This window comes from Pirellulales bacterium (genome assembly GCA_036499395.1).
GTDB lineage: Bacteria > Planctomycetota > Planctomycetia > Pirellulales > JACPPG01 > JACPPG01.
This window is the reverse complement of the sequence record DASYDW010000001.1, coordinates 1-21,936: the sequence shown is the minus strand read 5'-3', so window position 1 is coordinate 21,936 and position 21,936 is coordinate 1. Positions and strand designations below refer to the sequence as shown.

Sequence of the window (21,936 nt, the reverse complement as noted above, 5' to 3'; positions counted from 1 at the left end):
GCTGACGATCGTCAGCCCAAACGCGACTACGGTTCACCGAGGTCGCAGACCTTGGCTACAGAGTAACCACGAGTCGAAGCGCGCTTGCGGTTTAGTATTCGCGCTCGTCGTTGGCGAAGTACAGGTTGAGGATCGAATTTCTCACACCTGCGCCGGCCGGCAGTTTCTCGCGCCCGTGCCAACTTTTGCGGCGCAGCGAATTCGAAACGACGAAGGCATAGCCACTATTGGGTGCAAACGGGAATTGCTTCACCTTTTGAAAGCGACCGTGCCAGGAGAAAAGGCCTCTTAGCGACGTCAGACGTCGCTTGTAGAGTGCGGTTCCTAGGCCGAGCTGCGAATTGTCGCGCGGCAGGTAAAGCTGCATCGTGACAACCTTGGCTCGGCCATCGGGATGGGGCGGAATCTCGTACCCTTCCAGGTCGCGCATCAGCGACGGCTTGCAAAAGGTGACGATTTTGTCGACCTGTGCCTCGGGGATATCAAATCGCAGCGCCAAGTCGGGCGAAAGCTTGCGAAAGATCGCGGCCTTCAATTCCGGCGCCGCCAGAGCGACCGCCACCGAGCGCCAGACTTCGCGTTGCGACGTGGGCAGCAAGGCCAAGGCTTCGGCCTCGAGTGGCATCACGTCACGCGTGCTGACGCCGTCCTCGCGAGAATGCTTGTAGACGTTGATCGCCTTGTAGCGATCGGCGGCTGGCAGGCTGGCCATCATTTCGGCATAGATCTCTTCGGGAAACAAGTTCTCGAAATAGATATGCGAAAACGGTTCGTGAACGGCGGGGGTGGACTCTACGACCCGCAACAGGCGAGTCAGTACAGCGCGGCTTGTATCCGCATGAGCAGCAACGCCGAGCATTCAATTCTCCTCCGCCAGTGGCACGTAACACGATCTTGCCCAACGACCAATGGGCGAGCATCGTCGACGATTTGGCCATTACATGCCAGAGGAACTTGAAAGCGAAAAGCGAAATTTTTATCTAAAATAAAATAGACGTCAGCCCTCTTTGTGAAACTTTATCGGTTGTAGAAGCGGCGCCTGTTGAGTCGCACCGAACGAGGACCATTGACTCAAGTCGGTGAAAACGCCACGCGATGCTAGCGGGTTCTGCGCAGTGCCACCTGCTCAAGCGGATCTCGCCGGCGAACCTGCTTTGCGACACTAGTGCTTAACGTGATCGCAACGCGAACGCCCCCGAATTATGGGGGCTAACCGCAAGGTATGGCGGTGGCGGTTTCTTGACGGTCCGCAGGGGCACTGATAGACTCCGGCGATCGTTTGAAACGGCCCCGCCTCGACCGATTCGCCCCTGACTGGCACGCCCGGCAGCCCCTCTCGCTGGAGTTTTCTCTAGCGGGAGCCCTCGGCAGCCTAAGGACGAGGGCAACGAACGGAATCCCCTCGAAAAGGGATTTTCGTGGCGTAAAAGGCCCATTGCTAGCTAGTCATCAACCAGGACGGCGAACGCTGTCTGTACGTTTTCGCCCCAGCGCGAAGGATGCCAAATATGGCCAATGAAAAGTACGTGTATTCGTTCGGACGCAACGGTACCGATGGCGACGCTAAGCTGCGCGACTTGCTTGGCGGCAAAGGGGCCAACCTGGCCGAAATGACCAAGATCGGCCTGCCCGTACCGGCCGGCTTCACGATCGGCACCAACGTCTGCACGTATTACTACGCGCACGATCGCAAGTATCCGCCCGAACTTCGCGACGCCGTTGCCGCGGCGATGGCCAAGATCGAAGAAGAAATGGGGGCCAAGTTCGGTTCGACCACGAACCCGCTGTTGGTGTCGTGCCGCTCGGGGGCGCGCGAGTCGATGCCCGGCATGATGGATACGGTGCTGAACATCGGCTTGAACGACAAGACGGTCGAAGCCCTGGCCAAGCAATCCGGCAACGAACGTTTCGCCTGGGACAGCTACCGCCGCTTTGTGCAGATGTACGGCGACGTCGTGCTGGACATGAAGCCCAAGTCAAAGAACGATCATGATCCCTTCGAGGAAATCCTCGAGGCGAAAAAGAAGGCGGCGGGCGTGAAGCTCGATAGCGAGTTGACCGCGCCGCAACTCAAGGAACTTGTCGCCGAATTCAAGCAAGCCATCAAGAAGGGAACCGGCAAGGATTTCCCAGACGAGCCGATGGAGCAGGTGTGGGGTGCGATCGGCGCCGTGTTCGGCAGTTGGATGAATGACCGAGCCGTGGTCTACCGCCGCACCTACGGCATTCCTCACGAATGGGGAACGGCCGTCAACGTTCAAGCAATGGTGTTCGGCAACCTCGGCGACGACTGCGCGACGGGCGTGGCCATGACGCGTGACGTGGCGCTCGGTCTGCCCGGGCTCAACGGCGACTACCTGATCAACGCCCAGGGCGAAGACGTCGTGGCCGGCATTCGTACGCCGAAGCGTATCGAAGAGACGCTGGTCAAGGATATGCCCAACGCGTTCAAGGAATTGACCGAGATCGGCCAGAAGCTCGAAAAGCACTACAAAGAAGTGCAAGACATCGAGTTTACTGTGCAGCGCAATCGTGTCTGGATGTTGCAAACCCGCAACGCCAAGCGCACCGGCTTTGCCGCCGTGCGTATCGCGGTCGACCTGGTGAACGAAGGGCTGATCACCAAGCAAGATGCCTTGCAAGCCAAGCGCATTCCGGCCGACGATTTGAATCAGCTGCTACAGCCGATCTACGATCCGGCGAGCAAGCGGGCCGCGCTGGCCGAAGGACGTATGCTGGCCAAGGGTATCAACGCTGGGCCAGGGGCCGCGTCGGGCAAGATTGTTTTCCACGCCTCGGATGCCGAAGCGCAATGGCTAAAGGACAATAAGGTCGAACTGATCCTGGTCCGCCGCGAAACGAGCCCCGAAGATCTTCGCGGTATGAAGATCGCCAAGGGCATTCTCACTGCCTTCGGCGGTGCCAGTTCGCACGCCGCGCTGGTGAGCCGGCAAATGGGCAAAGCCTGTATCGTCGGTTGCGGTGAACTGAACGTCGACTACCACAAGGCCACGGTCACCGTCGGTGATCAGGTGCTGCGTGAAGGGGACGTGATCTCGATCGACGGTTTCACCGGCGAAGTTTTCAAAGGTAAGGTCGAAGACCGTCCCAGCGAAATTCTGCAAGTGCTCATCACCAAGACCCTCAAGCCGGCCGAGTCCGAGACGTACAAGCGTTTCGAGCAGCTCATGACTTGGGTCGACGAAAATCGCAAATTGAAAGTGCGCACAAACGCCGACGAGCCGAAGCAGGCTCTCGAGGCTATCGCCTTCGGCGCCGAAGGGATTGGCCTGTGCCGCACCGAGCACATGTTCTTCGACCACATCGACGACTTCCGCGAGATGATCCTGGCCGACACGCTTGAGGATCGCGAGAAGGCGCTGACCAAGCTGTTGCCGTTTCAACGCAAGGATTTCGACGGTCTGTTCCGTGCGATGAACGGCCGCCCGGTCACGATCCGTTTGCTTGATCCGCCGTTGCACGAGTTCTTGCCGCACTCGGGCCCCGAGCAGGCCGCGTTGGGTAAGAAGATTAACGTGCCCGCCGAAACGATCGCCCGTCGCGTTGCGGAACTGCACGAGTTCAACCCGATGCTCGGTCACCGTGGCTGCCGGTTGGGAATCGTTTATCCCGAGATCACGCGGATGCAGGCCCGAGCGATCTTCGAAGCAGCTTGCGACGTGAAGAAGGCCGGTATCGCCGTCCTGCCCGAGGTGATGATTCCGCTGGTCGGCTTCGAAGCCGAGCTTAAGGATCAGGAAGCCATCGTCCGCGACACCGCAGCTAAGGTCTTTGCCGAGAAGAAGGTCGAAGTCGAATACCTGGTCGGAACAATGATCGAGGTGCCCCGGGCCACGGTTGTCGCCGAGCAAATCGCCGGTAAGGCCGAGTTCTTCAGTTTTGGCACCAACGACCTAACGCAAACGACGCTCGGCATGAGCCGCGACGACTATGCGGGCTACATCAACTACTACCGCGAGCACGACATCATCCCCAACGACCCGTTCCAGACCATCGATCAGGCGGGAGTGGGCGAACTAATGAAGATCGCCGTCGCTGGCGGCCGCAAGGCGCGGCCAAATCTGAAAATCGGCATCTGCGGCGAGCATGGCGGCGACCCTGCCAGCGTTCACTTCTGCCATGCCATCGGTTTGGATTACGTCAGTTGCTCGCCGTTCCGCGTACCTATCGCGCGATTGGCAGCAGCCCAAGCGGCTGTGGCGAAGAAGTAGAAAGTCACGGCAATATGCACAACCTCGGGGGGCGGACGTCTCGTCCGCCTCTCAGTTTGCGCATCACACGCACCGCGTTTGCGTGCGCGTTCACTAATCCTTCGCAGGGTTCCACCAGGCATCTAGTTCGTCGCGCATTTTGCTGACGATATTGGGATGCGCGCTGGCCAGGTTCTTGGTTTCCTGCGGATCGACCGCTAGGTCGTAAAGTTCAACGACCGCGTCGGACTCGTTTTTAGGATCAGGCACGATCAGCTTCTTACCGGCCGAGATGGCCCAGCGCCAGCGCAGGTTCGCGGCCGGGCGTTCGAGATCGATGGCGTTGTGAGTGAAGCACTCGCCGAAAATCGTTTTTCGGTTAACGACCGCTTTATCGTCTAGCAGATTCAGTCCCTGCATTTCCTTGGTCGGTTGCTGACCGATGGCAGCAAGAATTGTCGGCACGATATCGATCGACAATATGGGCGTCTCGCAGGTGCGTGCTGGGATTTTCTTGGGCCAACGAACAAGAATTGGCGTGCGTAGCCCACCGTCGTATTGTGATTGCTTCGATTTTTCGGCGTAGAGCGGGCTATCCTGGCTTTGAATCCAGCCGTTGTCGGCCAGATAGACCACGATCGTATCCTCGGCGAGCTTTTCGTTTTCCAGGTGAGTCAGCAACTCGCCGACGGTTTCATCGAACCATTCGATCATCGCCCAGTATCGGGCCACGTGAGGAGAATCGGTAAGCGGTTCGTACTTTTTCAGCAATCGCTCGGGGGGCGTATGAGGCGTGTGCGGCATCATCGGTGCGTACCAGACGAAGAACGGCTTGTCGGCTCGGCGCGACTCGGTGATGAAGTCGTAAATTGGCTGCATCGTTTTACGGCCGATGTCCAATCCCTGGTCGCCGTGACGTTCGCCGCGTGTCATGCCATGAGTGAATCCACCGCGGCGAAAATCGCCCTGCCACCACTTGCCCGTTTGCAGACTCGTGTAACCCCGCTCGCCGAGCAATCTCGGTAACGTGGGGACAGTCTCGAGGAAGCGGTTCATCACTTCGCGCCCAGCGGTGAACTCCGGCGAGCGATGGAACTGGCCCGCCGGCATGCCGGCAGGAATGGGCGGGTCGTTGCTCGTAATCTTATGCTGATGCGGATACAGCCCGGTGATCATCGAGGCCAGACTGGGACAGCACAGGCTACTTGGGACGTAGCCATGCGTGAACGCCGCGCTCTCGCGCGCCAGCCGGTCGATATGCGGCGTCGCAACATGCGGGTGCCCCATGAACGAATAATCGGTCCAGGCATGATCGTCCGCGACGATCAACACGACGTTCGGCGATTGGGCGGCGTAGGTATTCGGCGCTTGGTAGGCCAATGCCACCAAGCAATAGAGGGCAACACGAAGCATCCTATGAAAACCGATCATTGACGACCCTCGCCTGCTCAACTGATTTTGATGGGATGCCGCGATTGTAAGTCCCGGGGGGGCGGGCGTCCCGCCCGCCTTCTCTCTCGCTGCTTACCACAAATTCCCTTCGGAGACGTGTTCACGCAGGGCCAAGGCGGGCGAGACGCCCGCCCCCCAACGTCGATGCCCCTGGTAATCTGCCCTAAGCATGCGGCCGCCTTGACAATCGTCCGCCTGTCGTCGACTCTGGCGATCTTAGGGTTGTTGGGAATTTCGATCGGGGGATGTGTTATGCGTTTGTGCCGCTATCAGGATCAGGCCGGACCGCGAGTCGGCTTCTACAGCGAAGAGATCATCGTACCGGTTGCGTCCGCCGCAAAGGCGTACGCCGACGCGACACATGAAACGGTGTCGCTGCCTGGCGGTGACGACTTACTCGCATTTTTGCCGCCGTCTGGCGAAGCAAATCCCGCGGCGAAAAAGATTGCGTCGTGGCTTGAACGCGCAGGCGCGGCGCTGCCTGAGACTGCAAAACTGCCGACTGCCAAGACGCAACTGCTCGTACCGATCCCTCGTCCGAATAAACTCTTTCTGTTGGCGGGCAACTACGCCGAACATATTCGCGAAGGTGGTGGCGTCGCGGCCGAACGGGCCGAGACGTTCCCCTATGTGTTCATGAAGCCCCCGAGCACAACGCTGACCAACCCGGGACAGCCGGTCGTGATTCCGGCAATCTCGCCCGGCGCGATCGACTGGGAATTGGAACTGGCGGTGGTGATCGGTCGCAAGACGAAGGGTGTCAAGGAAGCGGACGCGCTTGCGTCGGTGGCGGGCTATACGGTGATCAACGACATCTCGAATCGCAAGTTTCGTCCGAACCCGGGCCGGAAGAAGCGCGAGAAAGACGTCTTCTTCGATTGGTTGCATGGCAAATGGCACGACAGCTTTTGCCCATGCGGCCCCTGCATCACGAGTGCCGATGCGATACCCGACCCGCAAGGGCTCGCTATGAATCTCAAGCTCAACGCCGACATCAAGCAAAATGCCTCGACCGGGCTGATGGTATTTCCCGTGGCGGCCGTGATCGAGTTTATTTCCAGCTTTGTCACGCTCGAACCGGGGGACATTATTTCGACCGGCACTCCTTCGGGCGTCGGTAACGCCACTGGCACCTATGTAAAGGCTGGAGACACGTTGTCGGCCAGTATCGCCGGGATTGGTACGCTGGTATCGCCGATCGTGGCTCAGTAGTTGCGTCCACTTGGATTTTTACTCTGTCGGCCGGCCTACCCGGCCATTTCTTGCACGTTACCGTACGATGTTCCTTCGCTCCACACCTGCCGTGCCACCGCTGCCGATGCTGATAACGGGCGTGGCGGGCGTAGCGGGGTACAACGCGCTGGAATACTTCGAGTCTCGTTATCCCGGGCAGGTGATCGGCATCCGCCAGCGAGATAACTGGCGATTGCAAGGGGATCATATCGTTCCCTGTAACGCCGAAGATCCCGTCGAGCTAGCCCGGCTCTTCGACGAGCATCAGTTTCAAAGCGTGCTGGACTGTGCTGGCAATTGCGCCTTGCGCGCATGCGAACTCGATCCGGCCTTGGCCTGGCGCATTAATGTCGAGGGCGTGCGAAACCTGCTCGACGTCATCAGCACACGCCGCGTGCGACTGGTGCATCTGTCGATCGACCTGGTGTTCTCGGGCAACGGCCCTGGTGGGCATGTCGAGGATGATCCTACCGACCCGGTCACGGTCTATGGCCAAACGATGGTCGCGTCCGAGCAATTGATTCAGAGCGCCATGCCAGCGGCGTGCGTTTTGCGCATCTCGCTGCCGATGGGGGTGAGTTTCAACGGTCACGCCGGCGCGATCGACTGGATCCAGTCGCGGTTCAAGAAGTCGCGGCCGGCCACGCTCTATTACGACGAGATTCGCACACCGCATTACACGGACTGCTTGAACGAAGTCTGCGAAACAATGTTGGGAAATGAGCTAACAGGCCTGTATCACGCCGGCGGACCGCGTCCGCTTACGCTGTACAACATTGCGCAGGTTATCAACCGCGTTGGCGGTTATCCGCCGGACTGCCTGATGGGCTGCATGCGTGTCGAGGCGGGACCAATTCCGCCGCGTGCGGGGAACGTTTCGATGGATTGTTCGAAGCTCGCGGCCGCCCTGGGATACGATCCGTTCGACCCCTGGCCGCTGGACGAGGCGTTCGTGCCCACGCACCCCCAGTGGCATTACGAGCGCGACGGCGAGCCAGGCTCGTTCGAGTTGCTCTCACGAGTCTTATATCGCAATCCGCGACGGCGCTAGCGAAAATTCACATCAAGTGACAGCATTGCATTCGGCGGACTCCAGCGGCTGATATTGTTCGGGCCGCTCGTTTGTGATAGCACTCGCTCGCCCTTCTCCGGCATGATTCCCGTTTCGATGAGGTCGTTTTCGCGTGCGCGCTACTCCTCCGGCGGAACTCGTTGCACTCTTAGGCCGCCTCGGATTGGCGACGCCGCGACAAGTTCGCGCCGCGTACCGTCACGCGCGGCGCTTGGCAAAAGACCTGGCGCTGTTTGATACCGTGTGGGTCGATGCCTTGGTCCAGGCGCGCGCCTTAACGCCATTTCAGGCGACGGAAATCAACGAGGGACGCGGCGAGAATTTGCGGGTAGGGCCATTTACGCTTGTCCGGCCCCTTGCAAAAAACGCGTCGGGCCCGTGTTACGAGGCACGCGAGATCGCCAGCGGCCGTGCCATGCGTTTGACCGTCATGCCAGTGCCGACGGCCGCCGGTGCAGCGCTGGAGCAGGTCGAGCGACTGATCGAAAAGTCGATGGCTGTGCGTTCGCCGCACCTCGTGCCGATCGAAAAGTGTGGCCTCGACAACGGCCAACTTTGGACTGCCTCGGCCAGCGTCGCTGGTCGTACTGCAGCGGCATGGCTGATACGTGGCGGACGCATGCCAAATGAAGTGGTGCTGGAAATCGCCCGACAGATGGTGGCGACGCTTACCATCTGTGAAGCGGCTGGCGTGTTGCACGGCGATATTTCGGCCCAGCAATTGGTGCTCAATCCGCTGGGGCAGGTGCAGTTACTTGACCCTGGGCTGCGCATTCTGAGCGACACGCTCCTAACTGTTGAGCTGACAGATCGAAGCGTTGAAACGGCCGACTACCTGGCGCCGGAACGAGCGGCCGCCGCATCGCCTTCTAGTATTGCTACAGATATCTTTGCCTGCGGCGCCCTGTGGTGGCATCTGCTGGCCGGCCGTCCTCCATTTGCCGGTGCAAAGTATGTGGATCGCCTGCGTGCTGCTTGCGCGACGCGAATTCGGGATATCAAGCCGATCGCCTCAGACACGCCTGAACCACTTATTACGGCGATTCGCTGTGCTACGGAGCCAGCACCGGAACGGCGGCCGAAGTCGATTGCGGAACTCCTGCAGCTTCTCGGTCCTCCAAGCGATCGTGGACAGGCGCTCTTGGCACGATTTGTAACGCGCGGTGTTTCTCCGCCCGAACGTCTGGTGCGTCGCGTTCGCACGATCCGGCGGTCACCAAATATGCCGACCTGGGCCACGGCGTCGGCGGGCGTTTTGCTGGCCTTGGGAATCGGCAGTTGGCCCTTGTGGACCCCTGAATCACCCGCTGCTCCGCCACTCGCCATACCGCAAACTGTAGATGTTGCGCCATCGAAAACTGTGTCAACGCCCGTTGCTTCGACAATCGTTACGAGGGGCAAGGGCGATGCACCTCCTGCAACAGGTGCGGAATCGGCGACTCACGGCAAACTTCAGGAATCGCCTGCTCCGCAACAGAAACCACAAGTGGTGCGCACCTCGGCCATGCAGCCAGTAGCCGCAGTTCCCCGGCTGCCTGACGATAAGAAAACGGTATCGCGAGAGTTTGTCATCTCTGCGCGGCGGCCTGTAACGTGGTCGCAAGTGCGGCCCGCGCAGGGGCAGTGCGTGCGGTCGCGCCCCGGAGAGCGCGCGCAAATCATCCTTCCTGCGTCTGGCGCGATACTCGCCACGGAGAACGTACGCTTCGAGGATGTCGATTTCGTCGTTTCTACCCCCACGACGCGGAGTACGCTGGTCATCACGGCCGCCGGTGCGACATTCACGCGCTGCTCGTTGCAGGTCATCACGGAGGCGGGCCCCCTGCCTGCCGCGTTTGATTGGCAGCCTGCCGCGACGGCCGATGCGACGAGTTCGGCTCGGCTGGAGCTATGCGAGTGCGTGCTGGCTAATGTCGGCGCAGGCATTCGCTGCAAAGCGACGCGGCCTGCCGCGATTGCCATGACAGACGTGTTATTCCTCGGCGCCGACGCGCTGGCGGAAATCGATTCGTCGCACGACGCCCCAAGGCGCGTCGATGTGCTGTTCAAGCATTGCACAGTTCGGGGCGCGGCAGAGGTCCTTGAGTGGCGCGTGGCTGCCGAACCATCGAGCGCACTAAACGTTGAAGCTGTCGATTGCGTTTTTGAACTCGCCGCGACGGGTGCTGTTCTCGCGGTATCGAGCAGTGGCTCGGCGACACTTAGCCCGAGCGTTTTGCGCACCGTGGCCTGGCGGGGCTCGGGGTCGCTCGTCGGGCTGAAAACGCCGCTCGTGCGTTGGCGGGGCGAGGACGGCGCGCTGCAACCAATCGGCAACGACCGCCTGCGGGCCGAGGGGCTGGTTCGGACCGAAATGGGTTTTGCCGGCGAAATCGGTGACGGGCCGGACGCCTCGCGACTGGTGCGCTGGCAAGTCCCCCTTCGTTCCGCCACGCCGCCTGGCATCGGGGATATGGCTCTGCCGCGGCTGCGTTAGAAGGCGCTCACACAAGCTTTGAAAAAAGTAAATGCGAAATTTGACCATCTGGTGAATGCGCACTAGTGTTGCTTTCGGAGACACCGCAACCGCACATCGTATTCGCGGGTTCCACACAGCGCGGCTGGACGTCCAGGAGGGCCAGCCATGACCCTAATTCGCCAATTCTTGAGCGATTCCGAAGCGACGACGGCCGTCGAATACGCCGTGATGTTGGCCATGATCATCGCCAGCGTCATTGCCGCCGTCGGAGCAGTTGGTGCCCAATCGGGCGGAATGTGGGCTGGCATTCGAGGTGGTTTGAATGCCGCCGGTTTCGGCTCGTAACGAAAACCGCCCCGTACTGCAACGGCTCGTTGCTGGCGTTCTCGGTGATCTAGCGCGCCAGATTCCGCCGGCGGTCGTATAAAAGAAGCGCGGCCACGGTTTTGGCGTCTTCCACCTCGCCACACTCGATCATGGCAAGTGCTTCGTTGAGTGGCATGATTTCCTTGTCGATCTGCTCGCCGAATTCCAGCCGCGTTTCGCCCGGCGTCAAACCCGTGGCTACGAAAATGTGCATGCGTTCGTGCAGGATGCCCGGCGAGAAAACCATCTGGCACAACGGGGTAAGCGATTGCGCGGTGTAGCCGGTTTCTTCGGCCAGTTCGCGCATCGCGGTGACAGCCGGCGGTTCGCCCGGCTCAAGTGTCCCAGCCGGGATTTCCAGCAGCCATTTTTGTACAGCCAGCCTGTAGTTGCGAATCAGGCAGACGTGGTCGTCATCCACGAGCGGGATAATTGCCACGGCACCGGGATGCTCGATCACTTCGCGCGAAGCCACCCGCCCGTCGGGGAGTCGGTGCGATCGTCGCACGACGCGGAAACGCCGTGTTTCGAGCAGTACTTCAGGCTCGTCCACTACAACCGGACCTGACTGCGATTTGATTGATCGGCGTCGAGACGAGTGATAAGATAACGGCAGTGGTCGCGTTCTCCAAGGCTGCCCCGCGGCGGCGTCAATCTTGCGCAGTACGCCATGCGAGACTTGCTCGGATGGAATCTTTCGCTGGGGCGGTGGGCTGGCATCCAGGTGCGGGTCCACGTCTTTTTTCTGCTGCTGGTCGTCGTTGCGTTGGAGTTGAGTTGGCAGCATGACCCCAAAGGGGAATTGATCGTCGATGTGGCGGTCGTGCTGGCCATCCTGTTCGTTAGCGTGCTGGCGCACGAACTGGGACATTGCTTTGCGGCACGCCGCATGGGTGGTCGCGCCGATCAGATCATGCTCTGGCCCTTAGGGGGGCTGGTCTCGATCAATCTGTCGCACCAGCCTCAGGAAGAACTGGTCACAGCGGCGGCGGGACCGCTTGTAAACTTCTTCATCTGCCTGACGGCGCTACCGGCATTGGCTTTGTTCGGCGCCGATGTTCGCCCGCTGTTAAACCCGCTGGCCGCGCCGGAAAACGTCGAGGGGATGAATGCACTGTTCGTTCTGGAACTGACAGCCTGGATCAATTGGTTGTTGGTGCTGGTCAACCTGCTGCCGGCCTATCCGCTCGACGGTGGCCGAGTGCTGCGCAGTATCGTGTGGCAGCGCAAAGGCTATCGCACCGCCGTGATTGTCGTGGCCCGCGTCGCCAAGTTCACGGCCGTGGCGACCTGGATCGCGGCCTGGGCGGTCCATTCGCAGTACGCATTCGCGACACTCCCGTTGTCGCTGTTGGGTTTCCTGCTGTTTTTCAGCGCCAAGCAGGAAACCGACCGACTGCAGGATCGGGAGTCGGACGATGGCGTATTCGGCTACGATTTCTCGCAAGGCTATACAAGCCTCGAGCGCAACTTCACGGCGACCCCGCGCAAGAATCCCGGACTGCTGCGGCAATGGCTCGATGGACGTCGCGAGGCACGCCGTGTGCGCCAACAGCGAACGGAAGAGGAAGACGACCGTCGTGTCGACGAGGTACTTGCTCGACTGCACGAAGTGGGTCGCGACGGTCTCTCGGACGACGATCGGGCGTTGTTGGATCGGGTCAGCGCGCGATATCGCAATCGGCAGCGTGGCTGATTAGCGACGTTGCGTCTTGCCTCGACGATTTACCAAGTCCTCGTCAATAGGCCTCTTGCGCCTGTGGCCAAATACGAACAATCGCGCGAAGACCTGCTGGCCGAGGCCACGGCGCTGGTCGAACGGGTCGAATTGGCGCTGCCGGCGGAAAGCGCGAACGTCGTGATCGGCTTTCGAAAGACGGGCGCGGCGAGCCTCTATTTTGGCGAGGATCCTGCGTATCACTTCAATTCGGCCGGCCAATTGCGTCGCGCTTATCTAGACGGCCAATTGCTTAAGGCCGAGCGCGAACAGTTGATTACCATGGCCCGGCAGCGGGACGCGGCGGAAGTTCAATTGCGCAGCCGCGCGCTTACGGCCGCCGAATCGAGCGACGTACTGGGAGCGTTGTTGCGAAGAGTGAAGGCGCTCGAGCGGAATCTGGCTGACGGCCACTTTCAGATCGTTGGGCAGGTACCCAGCGACGTCGATATTATCGGCCGCGCACGCCGATTCCTAGCAGACCTGGCGGCCGGCATCTCGATTGCCGCTTCGCCGCGCATGCAATAAATGCCCGGCGTAATTCTCTTGACGGTGCCTACATCTGTAGGTACAAATGCCTACAGATGTAGGTGATCTGGCGAGGTATCGAATGGCAAAAGCGACGACCGGGCTGACGGCCGCACAACTGGCGATCATGGGCCTCTTCTGGGATGAAGGGGAGTTGGGGGTCGCGCAGGTTTGGCAGCTTCTCGGCAAGCGCCGTCGCGTGGCGCGCAATACGGTACAGACCACGCTCGCGCGGCTGGCCGAAAAGGGATGGTTGCTCGTGCATCGCGACGGAAATACCGACTATTTTCGCGCCGCTCGGCCGCGCAACGCGGTGGTACGAGGCATCATCGGACAATTGGTCGACACCGTCTTTGCCGGTTCGACCAGTGGGCTGATCGCAACTTTGCTTGAAGATCGCCGGATATCATCGGAGGAAGCCGAAAGGATTCAGCAGCTCATTGCCCGAGCTGAGCGAGGGAAATGATTGGCGCCGCACTCGATAGTTGGGTGATCGCACGCACCTCGATCGGCGCCGTGCTGACGGTGATCTCGATCTTACTGGCCATCGGAATTGGCGTCCAATTCACTGGTCGCCGGTCGGCAGCATGGCGGCATGCGATTCTATTTTGGACGCTAGTCGCGGTCGGGTGCTGTCCGATGTTCGCGATCGTTTTGCCGCGTTTCGATATCGCGCCTGTAAATCGAGCAGCGATGTTGCCGTCTGAGATCGTGGCCGTTCAGCCGACTGCGTCATCGGAGACCGTATCGCAACGTGTGAATGGTCCAAGCCAGCCCAATGATTTGAGCGCCAGCTTTTTCGTGGCGATGTGGATGATTGGAGCAGTCGTCGGTTCATTGCGAATCGGGCATGGCTGGCGGACTATGCGGCGCCTGATGGTCTCTGCAGTACCGATGTCGAGCGAATGTGCCGAGACGATTTTCTCACGAACTTCGGAGATCCTCGGCCGTCCCGCGCCGCCCGTGCTGGTGTCGGCGGAAGTTTCTGTGCCGATGGCCGTTGGGCTGGTACGACCGCGAGTTTTGATCCCACGGTCCCTCGTCAACCGGCTTCCGGCGGATCAACTTCTGCTCGTGATCGTGCATGAAAGTGCTCACGCGATACGGCGTGATCCTTTGATTGGGCTTTACCAACGTTGGGTCGCGGCCTGTTTGTGGTTTCATCCGCTGGTTTATGTCGCGAATCGGCTCATGGATACTGCGCGTGAAGAGTTGTGCGACACATATGCGCTTCGCCTCGGCAGCCCGGCCGATTTCGCGCGAATGCTATTAACGATTGCCGAGACAATCGGTGACCAACGCGATGTGCTACTGGCCACGCCGATGCTTCGATCGAAGAATCGGCTCGAGCAACGAATCACCAACCTTTTGAAACCAGGGAGAAGAACGATGATTCGACTGCGATGTGGCAAATCGATCATGATTGCGACCACGTTCTTGCTCGGCGCGTGTCTGCTAACCACCTTCGCGACTCCACCGGCCGCGCGAGCGCTGGTCAATGAGCCGGAACCATTGTTGGGGCAAGCCGAAGAGAAAGACGCGGATCCCGCGGCAACTCCGGGCGCCGGCTATGATCTTTCGCACAGAGTTGATTTCCAGGTTGGCGCAACGCAGCTGCTGGAGGGGGACAACCTGACGGTGGACGAAGTGTTCGGCACGTCCGACAAAATCGAAAAGGGAAATCTGTACGTGGTCAAGGGGACGTACCGCCTGTTGTCACACGATAGCGCGCAACTCGCAGCCTACGTAACGACTAGTAGCAAATCGGCATTTCGTTCAACGCCTACGCAAAAGACGCAGTCGATCATGATCGACAAAGGAAAAGGCAAATTCTCGTTGATCTTTTACATGTGGGACGACGGCTGGCCTCACTTAAGCTACTATCCGGCCAGCGGCGGTGAATCATTCTCGGCCATTTATTTTGGCACGGGTGAGAGCCTGCTGACGCGCGGTTGGTGGGAGAAGGGCGATGCGGCCGGGCGAAAGTAAGTGGTGCGAGTCACAAAAGAGCGTGACTTTTATGATTTTTCAGTCCCCGATCGGCAGTGATATCACTTCTGCCGGGCCGGCGGCAGTTGCGATCTTTGTTCCGGGCGCGTTCGAACCGCGGCGCACATAGGCCAGGGCGAGTGGTGCGTTGAGCCGTGGCGAGAAGGCTGCCGAGGTGACCTGTCCAAGCGACTTGCCGGCGTCGTCGGTGAACTCGATGCCGACGGGTGGAACCTCGGGGCCCGCGAACCGGACTCCGCACAGCGTGCGATTGACGTGACCAAGTGCGTCGAGCCGTGCGACGGTTTCCTGGCCGATGTAGCAACCCTTGGTGAAGCTGATCGCCCGGGCGTCGCGCGCCAGTTCCTGCGGCAGGTTGCCGTCGGTCAGATCGCGTCCGTAGAACGGTGTGCCGGCCTCGATCCGCGCTATTTCGAAGGCTTCACGGCCGCAGGGGCGTGCGCCAGCATCGCGCAGATGTTTCCAAAGATCGCCCGCGAGTGTCCGGTCGCAGGAAATCAAGAACCCAGTCGGCTGCGTAAAATCTACACGACGAATCGAGACCGGCACGTTCGCGAGTTGGCCCGTGACGCTGTCGAAGGTGCGTTGGAGGAGTGCGTTGGCCGACCCCTGCAGAAGCGATTCTGCTCTCGGCCCGGCCAGAAGCAATTCAGCCCATGGCTCGCTACGACCATGCAGCTCGACCTTTTCGCGAATTAGGTATTTGTCCAAGTGCTTAAGCAGCTTGGCTTCCTCGCCAGGCACGGTTTCGATAACCAGAGTTTCGGCGCCGCAAAAAATGTTCACGAGCGCCAGCGTGTGCCCTTGCACATTGCACAAGAACGCTTCGCAGCCAGCCCCCGTGGCCAGGCGACGGACTTCGTTCGTACTCAGGTTGTGCAGAAAACTCTGCCGGTCGGCACCCGTCAGTTCGATCTGAGTGCGGTCGCTGAGGTCAACCAGGCCTACGGCACTGCTCAATACTGCGTACTCGGCCGCGGTGTCACCAAAGTTCCTCGGAGTTGCGTTATCGGTGGCCTCGTAAGTCGCGCCGGCGGCCTCGAGTGATGATTTCAACGATCCGTGCATGTACTACCTCGCGCAAGCCAGCGGTGCATTATTGGCCATCAACGGTTGCGACGGCATATTGTGCGTGGGAAATCAAAATGCAAGAAGCATTCGTCGCGGCAAGGCGTTTTAGCTCGGCGGGATTTGCCAGCGGAATAAGACCCAGCTCTTCGACCGTGGCGTCGTCCAACTGGCTCATTAGGTAGACCCGCAACTCGGCAAGCGCCTGCGCCAGGGCCACTGCTGCCAGCGACCCTGCGTCACGATGTTTTCCGAGCGTGCGCAAGGCATGACGTAAATCTTTGGCTTCCGACGCGACACGCACAGTAGGTCCCGGCGCTTCGGCGAGCGAAGTACACAACGCAATCGCCCCACCCGCCGAAACCACGCGCGAGGCACCGCTGAGCGCGCGGGCCAAATTATCCCAGGTCTGTTCCGATGTTGGTCCGTCGATCGCGGCAATCACAAGCTGCGCCGTGTGCGGCACGGGACTCGACCAGGCACGCTGGCACGACTCCTGCCCCTCGCGAAATACGTCGTTTGCCATGCCGGCCAAAACACGCAACACTTCGCCGGCGGGACCGGGCACCACCTGCACCGTAAATTGCACGCCCAATAGCCAGCCCACCTCCTGGATTTTCTCGCGGTTCCGCGCCTCGTCACTCGGAGCATGTGTTAACGAGGCGGCGAATAGCTTGTCCTGTGCTTGCTTTCCCGAAAATGTGGGAAACAGTCCGCCGTACATGCCGTGGTAATCAATCGCCGGCTCGCAGCGCAAACAGCCGATGGGCACGACGACATCCGCTTCGCAAAGCAGTCGATTCAGATAAATCGGCTCGTCATCCGATCCCACCGCCAAGTAGCCTAGGCTATCGCGCGCTGCGGCATCGTGAATGGCCAGCGTGGCCACGGTCCGATGTTCTGACGGGAGTAGTGAGCGAAGTTCGGTCGACGCATCGCTGGGCTGCACGGTGAGTAACGTGATATCAGCCGGGGCAACGCCGCTCTCCACCAAGCAATCAAATAGGGCCCCCACGATCTCGGCCCCGCGCGGAACATCATGGTCGAGCGCCAGCACAACTCGATCCCCAGGCACGACAGCCCGTGCCAGAGGCGGAAAGCCGATCGGAGCGGCCAGCGAAGCCGCCGTCGCTGCGCGGACGTCCGTCAAAGGGTTCTCGATGCGCGTGCCACAGACGGCAATCAGCCGGCCTTCTGGCAGATTCAGCTCGAGCGTGTCATCCGTTCCGTAGCGTAGGCTGGCAGTCATTTGGGCTGTTTGTGGCAACTGGGTGGATTTTCGCCAGTCGGCGAGGACTGTAAATCGTATCGAGTTCCCTCGACCGGGGACATCCCCCGGCAAAAAGGGGTAGCAAGCAGGCAAGACTTGCCTTTACCTGAACGCGAAACTTCCCAATAATCCCGCTCCCAAAAGTTTACGAAGTCGCGCCATTCTGGTGCGGCCGCGTTTATCGCTCCCGCAGGGCGAGGCCAGGAAGTGCCCGCCGCGCGGAAGTTCATTCTTCGGCACACAAATCGTTCTCTCACGCAAGGAAGCGATCATGGCACATCGCCGTCCCATCATGTTTCGGGCTGTATTGGCATTTGCCGCCGGGTTGGGCGTAGCCGTGGCGCTAACGATTCAATCGGGCTGCAACCACGCTACGAGCAAACCGATCGAGGCGCCGCCAACGGCGCGCAAGCTGCTGGATCGGATGGTCGAGACGTATCGCAAGGCGCATAGTTACGCTGACAGTGGGCAGCTCCGGCTCTCGTACCGTAAGCAGGGAGCGGACCTGACGACTCAATCAGCGGACGAATCGGTGACCTTTGTCCGCCCGAACAAGCTCCGCATGCACTGTTATCAGGCGATCGTCGTGTGCGACGGCAAGCAATTGCGCGCCACGGTGGCGGACTTGCCAGGGCAGGTGCTCGACGTCGCGGCACCCGCGGAGCTAAAGCGCGAGGATCTGTTCACCGACGAAATCCTTGCCGGCGTTCTCACGCAAGGCCTGGCCGGCGAATCAATTCAACTGGCGCTTTTGATGCTCGACGATCCGCTCAAGCCGATCCTGGAAGGAGCCGACGAACCAACGTTGTTGCCGGCCCGTGAACTGGATGGGGACGAATGCCAACGCGTCGAGGTCAAGCGTCCGGACGGCAACGTCGTCTTCTGGATCGATCAGAAGAACGTACTTCGCCGTCTCGATTATCCGACCGATGACCTGAAAAAGCAGATCACGCAGCACGAGCAGGCCCCGGTGAGCGAGGTCGCGCTGGCGTGCGAGTTCAAGGGAGCGCGGATCAACGAGCGAATCGCGGACGTGGCCTTCGAATTCTCGCCCCCCGCGGAAGCTAAGCTCGTTAAGCGATTCGCCGTGCAGCCTGAACCGCTGCAGAAAATGCTTGGTCAAAAGATCGGCAAGTTCGAGTTCCTCGATCTCGACGGCAAGCCGGTCGGCCGTGATTCGCTGTCGGGCAAGGTGGTGGTTATCGACTTTTGGGCGACCTGGTGCGGCTGGTGTTTCAAGGGATTACCCAATCTGCAGCAGGTATATGACCAGTACCGCGACAATGATCGGGTCGCGATCGTGACCGTCAGCACGGACGAAGTCAGTGTCAGCAACAATGATCTTTCGGCTGCCTTCGACAAGGCCGGCCTGAAGATGCCGATTCTGCGCGACATCGATCAGCAATCACGTTCCATGTTCGAAGTGCAGGGCTTGCCGACCATGTTTCTGCTGGGCCCGGATGGCACGGTGGAATCGATCGACGTCGGCTATCAACCGAAACTAGCCGCCGAACTACCGCGCAAGATCGATCGGCTGCTGGCGGGCGACAGCCTGTATCAACAGGCACTGCGCGAACACCAGGCCCGGCAGCAGGCTTTTGAATCTTCGCTCGCCTCGGGTAATGCCGAAGTGACCGAGGCGGCCGATATTCCGAAGGCACAAATCGCGTCGCAAAGCGATCCGCGGCACGTCAAGCTGCACGCCCTGTGGCATTCGGACGAGGCTACCAAGCCTGGCAATATCACGGCGGCGGAAGAGGCCGACGGCACGACGCGCCTGTACGTGAATGATGGCTGGCGAACGGTCGTGGCGCTCGACGGGCAGGGGCAGTTGGCGGGCCGATATGAACTGGACCTACCCGAGGAAGCCGCGATCAGCTTTCTACGCACGGCAACTGATGGCCAGGGGCAGCGTTATTTCACCGGCTCGGCGAGCGCTCAACAGCAGTTGTTTGTCTTCGATAGCAACTTCAAAAAGGTGCTCGCCTTCCCCGAGGGAGAACACGCCGGCATTTCCGACGTTCGCCTGGCGGACATGGACAACGACGGTCAACTGGAGTTGAGTGTCGCCTACTGGGGCACCGTGGGCGTGCAAAGTGTTACGCTCGATGGGCAGCGCCGCTGGGCTGACCGTACACTGGAAAACGTCTTTTGCCTGGCGGTCACGAATCCCGGCGGAAATGGTCAACGCGAACTCTTGGCGGCGGATGGACGCGGCATGCTGGTGCCGATCGATAACGAGGGGAAGCAGGGCACGCCGATCTCGCTGACCGGACGCTTTTTGCGTTGGGTTGTTGCCGCTGATCTCAACGGTGATGGCCAAAGCGAGTACTGCGCGATTGCGTCGACCAAGGTCGGCGTTGAGGCGATTGTTGGATTGTCACCGAATGGCGACGTGCTGTGGAATTACGATTTGCCGGTCGGAGCGCACCCAAACGCCGCGCTGGAAATGATCACCAGCGGTCAGGTTCTGAGCGAAGGAAAGCAGTGGGTCGTGGCCGGATCGGACGGCTCGATCCATATCTTGTCAGCCGATGGCAAACCGCTCGACCAGTTCCATGTCGGCGCCGCAATTTCGGGCGTGGCCGTGGCGCCGATCAATGGTCAGGGCGCGTTGATCGTCGCAACAGATAAGGGCGTCGACGCGTGGCGATTGGCTGAATAGCCATTTCCGGTGATACTTGGCCCGGGGCGGATTAGTCATCATCCGCATCGTCTTTGTTGTCCGACGAATACGGCTTGAGCGTAATCCCGCCGTTGTGCGTTTCGATTTCCAGGACTTCGCCTCCACCGGCATGTTTGCCTTTGAGACGCGAGCGTCCTTTGCGATCGACATCGCTTAGTTGCACGTCACTGCGGATGCGTCCGCTGGACGTGTGACACTCCAGGTTAGTCGCGGCCGACTTGGCGAGGCTAACCTTAACGCCACCGTTGTGCGTTTTGATACTGCCTGAGACGTCGCTATCGTTGGTTAGCGCGGCGCGAATGGCGCCATTGTTACTCTGCAGGTGTATTTCGCTGGCGGGCGATTCGACCGTGATCGCTCCGTTGCTGCTCTCGGCGGTCAGCTCGTTTGTGGCAGCGACGGCGCGGACGGCTCCGTTTTCGGTGTGTAGTTTGCAATCCGCGGTGATCCCCACGACGTCGATCTGGCCATTCTTGGTCTGTACGTCGAGTTCGAGCGTGTGCGGCATCGTGATTTCGAACGATACTGACGCCCGCCACCCCGAGTGGCGTGGTTCGCGCCATGCCCAGCCGATTTCTTGCGTCGAGTCGTTAGAGCCTGAGACGGGCGTGGTGATTTCGATCGCCTGCAGGCATTCTTGAGCGTCGGCTTCGCTGGATCCTTCGGCACGAATCTTGGCGTGAACTTCGATCGCGTCGCCTCCTTCGGCGGCTGGGCGAACCCGAACGAGGCCATTGTCGGTTTTCACGGCGACCTTCTTCGTACCCACGGTGGGGATCTGGCGCGTTTCCTCACTTTCGGCACGGTTTCGGCCGACTTCGATGCACCCGGCCAAAGGTAGGAGCATGGCCAAAAAGGCGAGCCTCGCGTAGGGAAAGTATGTTCCGCGCGGGTGTTGGACGTAGGCGAACATGGCGGACCCCTCAGTCGGCGATTTTGCTAGGGCACATGACAGCTCTGGCTGGTGATTCGCTCGCGCTAGCGGAATCTTGGGACACCGGCACGGCAGGGGCATTTTAACACCCGTACGTTGCCCGTTGACCTAGTAGGGCGACTTCTTTTTAGCTGGTGCGCAAAAGTGTTACCTCGCGGGCTCGAGGCACTATCTTCTCAGCGCACAGGCCCGCGAGCGCAAACAAAAAGGCGGTCCGACCCACTTTGGATCGGACCGCCATGCTTGCAAAACCAGGCCCTCCTCAGCCCTGTCGGCGAGAGGAGAGGTTCGAACACGCTCTAGCCGTTAGCCGCCGCATCCGCAGCTGGGCTCGCACGCCGTCGGGCAGCAGGGGACCGGGCAGCAGATCGTGACCGGAACTTGCTTGCACACGACGCGAGGCACGCAGCGGGTGACCGTGTAGGCCACTTGCTTCGGCACGCAGCGAGTGACGTTGATGGTCTTCGTGAAGTGAACCGGCTTGCAAACCGTGTAAGCGACTTGCTTGCAGCACTTCTCGGCAACCATGTGGCAGCACTGGTAAGCGACCTGCTTCGAGTGGCATTCCTTCACAATGTGGCAGACCTTGTAGCAGCAGGTCTTGACACGTTGTTCGGGGACCATCTTGCAGACCGTGTAGTTGCAGGTCTTGACGCGTTCTTCGGGCACCATGTGGCAGACCTTGTAGCAGCAGGTCTTCACGCGTTGCTCGGGCACCATGTGGCAGACCTTATAGCAGCAGGTCTTCACGCGTTGCTCAGGCACCATGTGGCAGACCTTGTACGTGCAGGTCTTCACGCGTTGCTCGGGCACCATGTGGCAGACCGTGTAGTTGCAAGTCTTGACCCGCTTCTCGCTGACCATCCGGCAGACCGTGTAGGAGCACTTCTTGGTCTGCGTTTCGCGGACGTACTTCACGCAGTCGATCGTA

17 protein-coding genes are annotated in these 21,936 nt (G+C 60.2%); 10 read left to right on the top strand and 7 right to left on the bottom strand.

Annotation, left to right across the window (positions count from 1 at the left end):
- Positions 1–91: 91 nt before the first annotated feature.
- Positions 92–859 (bottom strand): hypothetical protein, encoded by a 768-nt coding sequence (locus VGN12_00085; GenBank protein HEY4307820.1) that lies wholly within the window; start codon positions 857–859, stop codon positions 92–94.
- A gap of 649 nt (positions 860–1,508) precedes the next feature.
- Here VGN12_00085 and ppdK point away from each other — a divergent pair.
- Entirely contained in the window at positions 1,509–4,232 is a 2,724-nt protein-coding gene (gene ppdK / locus VGN12_00080; GenBank protein HEY4307819.1) for a pyruvate, phosphate dikinase, read from the top strand.
- 93 nt (positions 4,233–4,325) lie between these two features.
- Here ppdK and VGN12_00075 read toward each other — a convergent pair whose 3' ends face one another.
- Positions 4,326–5,624, bottom strand: a complete 1,299-nt coding sequence (locus tag VGN12_00075) for a sulfatase (GenBank protein HEY4307818.1) — start codon at positions 5,622–5,624, stop codon at positions 4,326–4,328.
- Positions 5,625–5,915: 291 nt separating this feature from the next.
- On the opposite strand from VGN12_00075, the gene VGN12_00070 reads away from it, so the two are divergent.
- The 4 genes from VGN12_00070 (at position 5,916) to VGN12_00055 (ending at position 10,771) form a co-directional block, all read left to right on the top strand.
- Positions 5,916–6,875: a fumarylacetoacetate hydrolase family protein gene (locus tag VGN12_00070; protein ID HEY4307817.1), complete on the top strand. Its 960-nt coding sequence runs from the start codon at positions 5,916–5,918 to the stop codon at positions 6,873–6,875.
- A gap of 67 nt (positions 6,876–6,942) precedes the next feature.
- Positions 6,943–7,947: a sugar nucleotide-binding protein gene (locus VGN12_00065; protein HEY4307816.1), complete on the top strand. Its 1,005-nt coding sequence runs from the start codon at positions 6,943–6,945 to the stop codon at positions 7,945–7,947.
- 133 nt (positions 7,948–8,080) lie between these two features.
- Positions 8,081–10,444 (top strand): protein kinase, encoded by a 2,364-nt coding sequence (locus VGN12_00060; protein ID HEY4307815.1) that lies wholly within the window; start codon positions 8,081–8,083, stop codon positions 10,442–10,444.
- A gap of 147 nt (positions 10,445–10,591) precedes the next feature.
- Complete coding sequence (locus tag VGN12_00055) at positions 10,592–10,771, top strand: Flp family type IVb pilin (GenBank protein ID HEY4307814.1); 180 nt, start codon at positions 10,592–10,594, stop codon at positions 10,769–10,771.
- A 49-nt stretch (positions 10,772–10,820) separates the two neighbouring features.
- Here the strand turns inward: VGN12_00055 and VGN12_00050 are convergent, their stop codons facing one another.
- Positions 10,821–11,300 carry an NUDIX hydrolase gene (locus tag VGN12_00050; protein HEY4307813.1) on the bottom strand — a complete coding sequence of 160 codons (480 nt, stop codon included), beginning with the start codon at positions 11,298–11,300 and terminating at the stop codon, positions 10,821–10,823.
- A 162-nt stretch (positions 11,301–11,462) separates the two neighbouring features.
- Between VGN12_00050 and VGN12_00045 the strand changes: the two genes are divergently transcribed.
- The 4 genes from VGN12_00045 (at position 11,463) to VGN12_00030 (ending at position 15,026) form a co-directional block, all read left to right on the top strand.
- Entirely contained in the window at positions 11,463–12,488 is a 1,026-nt protein-coding gene (locus VGN12_00045; GenBank protein ID HEY4307812.1) for a site-2 protease family protein, read from the top strand.
- A gap of 63 nt (positions 12,489–12,551) precedes the next feature.
- Complete coding sequence (locus VGN12_00040) at positions 12,552–13,037, top strand: hypothetical protein (GenBank protein HEY4307811.1); 486 nt, start codon at positions 12,552–12,554, stop codon at positions 13,035–13,037.
- An 82-nt stretch (positions 13,038–13,119) separates the two neighbouring features.
- Positions 13,120–13,503: a BlaI/MecI/CopY family transcriptional regulator gene (locus VGN12_00035; protein HEY4307810.1), complete on the top strand. Its 384-nt coding sequence runs from the start codon at positions 13,120–13,122 to the stop codon at positions 13,501–13,503.
- A complete protein-coding gene (locus VGN12_00030) occupies positions 13,500–15,026 on the top strand; it encodes a M56 family metallopeptidase (GenBank protein ID HEY4307809.1) in 1,527 nt (508 codons plus the stop codon). Before VGN12_00035 ends, VGN12_00030 begins: the two co-directional genes overlap by 4 nt.
- 39 nt (positions 15,027–15,065) lie before the next feature.
- Here VGN12_00030 and VGN12_00025 read toward each other — a convergent pair whose 3' ends face one another.
- Both VGN12_00025 and VGN12_00020 read right to left on the bottom strand, forming a co-directional pair.
- Positions 15,066–16,115 carry a glycine cleavage T C-terminal barrel domain-containing protein gene (locus VGN12_00025; protein ID HEY4307808.1) on the bottom strand — a complete coding sequence of 350 codons (1,050 nt, stop codon included), beginning with the start codon at positions 16,113–16,115 and terminating at the stop codon, positions 15,066–15,068.
- Positions 16,116–16,143: 28 nt separating this feature from the next.
- Positions 16,144–17,364, bottom strand: a complete 1,221-nt coding sequence (locus tag VGN12_00020) for a lactate racemase domain-containing protein (protein ID HEY4307807.1) — start codon at positions 17,362–17,364, stop codon at positions 16,144–16,146.
- A gap of 292 nt (positions 17,365–17,656) precedes the next feature.
- Here VGN12_00020 and VGN12_00015 point away from each other — a divergent pair, with 292 nt between their 5' ends.
- Entirely contained in the window at positions 17,657–20,050 is a 2,394-nt protein-coding gene (locus VGN12_00015; protein HEY4307806.1) for a redoxin domain-containing protein, read from the top strand.
- Between the two features lie 31 nt (positions 20,051–20,081).
- Here the strand turns inward: VGN12_00015 and VGN12_00010 are convergent, their stop codons facing one another.
- Positions 20,082–20,984 (bottom strand): DUF4097 family beta strand repeat-containing protein, encoded by a 903-nt coding sequence (locus VGN12_00010; GenBank protein HEY4307805.1) that lies wholly within the window; start codon positions 20,982–20,984, stop codon positions 20,082–20,084.
- A 327-nt stretch (positions 20,985–21,311) separates the two neighbouring features.
- Positions 21,312–21,936: hypothetical protein (locus tag VGN12_00005; GenBank protein ID HEY4307804.1), on the bottom strand; the 625-nt coding region annotated here is incomplete at its 5' end.